Raw genomic sequence first — 2,972 nt, forward strand, 5'->3', positions numbered from 1 at the left:
GGCCAGCCGTCGGCCGAGCGCGGTGAGCCGCTTCTCCGGGTCGGCCTCGGTCGGGTTCAACGCGCCCAGCTCGTGCAGCAGGTTGACTGGGGGTCCCGTTCGCACGGCGACCACATCGGCGCGGTCCCGGTCGTCAGCATCGGCGACATCACCCTCTCCGGCCCGCAGTCCGCGCTCAAGCGCGCGTCGGACATCGCGTTCGCCTCGGTGGCGCTGCTCCTGCTGAGCCCGGTGCTCCTCATCTGCGCTGTCGCCACGCTCATCGACGGCGGCCCCGGCATCTTCTTCTACCAGGAGCGCATCGGTCGGCACGGCCGACCTTTCAACATCATCAAGTTCCGGTCCATGCGCCCCGTCGACGAGCACGAGTCGCAGACCAACTGGTCCATCGCCAACGACCGGCGGGTGGGGCCGATCGGTCGGATCATGCGCAGGACCTCCCTCGACGAGCTTCCGCAGCTCTGGAACATCCTCCGTGGCGACATGAGCGTGGTCGGCCCCCGACCCGAGCGCCCCTACTTCGTCGAGAAGTTCTCGGCGGAATACCCCCAGTACGCGATGCGCCACCGCGTTCCGGTCGGGCTCACCGGTCTGGCGCAGGTCAGCGGGTTGCGCGGCGACACCCCGATCTCCGACCGGGCCCGCTTCGACAACTTCTACATCGAGAACTGGTCCCTCTGGCTCGACGTCAAGGTGGTGCTCCGTACGGTGACCGAGGTGTTCCGCGCCGGCGGCCGCTGATCCGCCCACGCACCGGCACACCGCCGGGTACGGCCAACGGCCGTGCCCGGCGGCCGTGTGCCGGTCGTACCCCCAACGCCTGGAGAACGCAATGCCGAACGTATCCGTCGTGATCCCCACCACCGGCCGCCCCAGCATCGCCGACGCGGTGCTCTCCGCCCGATCCCAGCAGGGCGCCTCCGTACACATCGTGGTCGTCTGTGACACCCCGGAGGTGCCGCAGACGGTGCGGAACCTGGGGCAGCACATCGACCGGGTGGTCTGCACCGGCGGCGGCCGGCGCGGGTCGTACGCCCGCAACCTCGGAGTCACCCACGCCATTCCGGGGAGCCACGTCGCGTTCCTCGACGACGACGACACCTGGCTGCCGACCAAGCTGGCGGCACAGGTCCCCGCGCTCGAGCGGGTCGCGGCGGCCGGGTTCCGCCCCGTCGTGTCGTCCCGGATCCTGCAACGCAAGGACGGCGCGGAGCCGCTGCCGGCACCGGCACCCGCCGAGGTGATCCCCGACGGCGTGCTGCCGGAGGACTACCTGTTCCGCCGCCGGCACCTCGGCATCGGCCGGCAGTCGCTGCCCACGTCGACGCTCCTGACCACCTACGAGTTGGCGACCGAGTGCCGCTGGGACGAGACGCTCCCCCGACACCAGGACTGGGACTGGCTGGTCCGGGTCGCCCGGCTGCCGCGCGTGAAGATCGTCCAGGTGGAGGAGGCGACGGCCGTCTACACGGTGGGCAGCCCCGGGTCGATCTCGGCCGGCGCCGACTGGCGTACCTCGTGGCACTGGGCCCAGCGCTGGGAGGGGGTGTGGGCACCGGGGACCTTCTCGGACTTCATCGCGGCCCAGACCCTCCGCTACGCTCTCCAGGCCCGGGACCGGGAGGGCGTGCGGGAGATGGTGCGGGCGATCTGCCGCAACTCGCCTCCGTCCGCCCGGAACGCGGTGCTGGCGGCGCTCGGGCTCGTGCCCCGGTCGACCCTGGAACGGGTCGCCATGCGCAAGTCGAAGGCCCCCAGCAGCCCCACTCGACCGCTTGAGACCGAACGGCCACACTGATGCGTCTGCACTTCGTACTGCCGCAGCTCGAACCGCTCTACGGCATGGAGCTGGCGGCGGCGCTGCTGATCCGCGGCCTCCAGGGCCAGGGGGTCGAGGTCTCGGCAACCGTCGTGTCCCGGGGGGTCCCCGCCGAACTGGCCGACCTGGAAGTCGACACCCTGGGCCTCGGTTCCCGGATCACCCGGTTGATGGAGTCTGTTCCGCCGCTGCGCCGGCGCCTGCAGAACCTGGCACCGGACGTCCAGATCGTGGCCAGTGGGCTGTGGGGCAGCGTTCCGGTCGGTGCCGCCCTCGCCGGTTCCGGCCGCAGCTACGTCGCCTGGGAGCACTCCCTGCTGCCGGAACGTCTGCGGATCGACCGCCGGGTGCGCACGCTGGCCCGGTTCTCGCGGCTCAAGGGGCTGCGTCCACGGCTCGTCGTCGCCGTCTCCAACGGTGTCGCCCGCACGGTCCAGCAGCTGGCACCGGGGCAGCCGGTGGTCACCATCACCAACCCGATGCCACCTCGGCCCTTCGTCGCACCGCGCGAGGTGGTGGACCACCGACGGATCAACCTCCTCACCACTGCCGCCTTCCGCCCGTACAAGAACCACTCCTGCGCCATCGCCGCGCTGGCCCTGCTGCCGGAGGCGTACCACCTCACGCTCGCCGGCGACGGCGAGGAACGGGATCTGCTGCACGCGAAGGCCCAGGAACTGGGTGTGCAACACCGGACCACGTTCCTCGGACGGGTGCCGGGCGTCGCCCAGCTACTCGCCGAAGCGGACCTCCTGGTCCACCCGTCCCGTGCCGAGACCTTCGGGTTCAGCCTGGTCGAGGCCGCCGAGGCGGGCCTGCCGGTGGCGGCCCTCCCGGTGCCCGCGCTGGACGAGATGATCCCGACCTTCGTGCCTGGAGCGTTGGCGGCGGACACGTCGCCGGCCGCCCTCGCGGACGCGGTGCTCCGGCTGACCGGTGCCCAGCGGCCGACACTGGCCGACTTCGAGAAGTCCTGGCACGCCCGGTGCGCGGCACTGGATCCCGCCGAGGTCGGCCGCCAGTGGGTGGAGGCGTTGAACAGGTGAGTACGCCCTCCGCTGGCACTACGTGCTGGAGGAGCTGTTCGGCCGGGTCACCGCCGTCTCCTGCGTGACCGCCACCCACGTGCCCGAACGGGTCGACGAGGCTAATC

At 71.5% G+C, this 2,972-nt stretch carries 3 protein-coding genes; all 3 read left to right on the plus strand.

Features of this window, described 5'->3' with window-relative positions:
- Positions 1-741, plus strand: a 741-nt coding sequence (locus tag ABZ749_RS32925) for an exopolysaccharide biosynthesis polyprenyl glycosylphosphotransferase (protein WP_357234782.1), incomplete at its 5' end; no start/stop codon positions are given.
- A 91-nt stretch (positions 742-832) separates the two neighbouring features.
- Complete coding sequence (locus ABZ749_RS32930) at positions 833-1,798, plus strand: glycosyltransferase family A protein (protein ID WP_357234785.1); 966 nt, start codon at positions 833-835, stop codon at positions 1,796-1,798.
- Complete coding sequence (locus ABZ749_RS32935) at positions 1,798-2,865, plus strand: glycosyltransferase (protein WP_357234788.1); 1,068 nt, start codon at positions 1,798-1,800, stop codon at positions 2,863-2,865. The genes ABZ749_RS32930 and ABZ749_RS32935 overlap by 1 nt, the downstream gene beginning before the upstream one ends.
- Positions 2,866-2,972: the final 107 nt, after the last annotated feature.

Source organism: Micromonospora sp. NPDC047753 (assembly GCF_040642735.1).
Classification (GTDB): Bacteria; Actinomycetota; Actinomycetes; order Mycobacteriales; family Micromonosporaceae; genus Micromonospora.

Excerpts from the sequence above, each read along its gene's own strand:
- ABZ749_RS32935 (WP_357234788.1), top strand. The coding sequence starts at position 1,798 with ATGCGTCTGCACTTCGTACTGCCGCAGCTCGAACCGCTCTACGGCATG.
- ABZ749_RS32930 (WP_357234785.1), top strand. The coding sequence starts at position 833 with ATGCCGAACGTATCCGTCGTGATCCCCACCACCGGCCGCCCCAGCATC.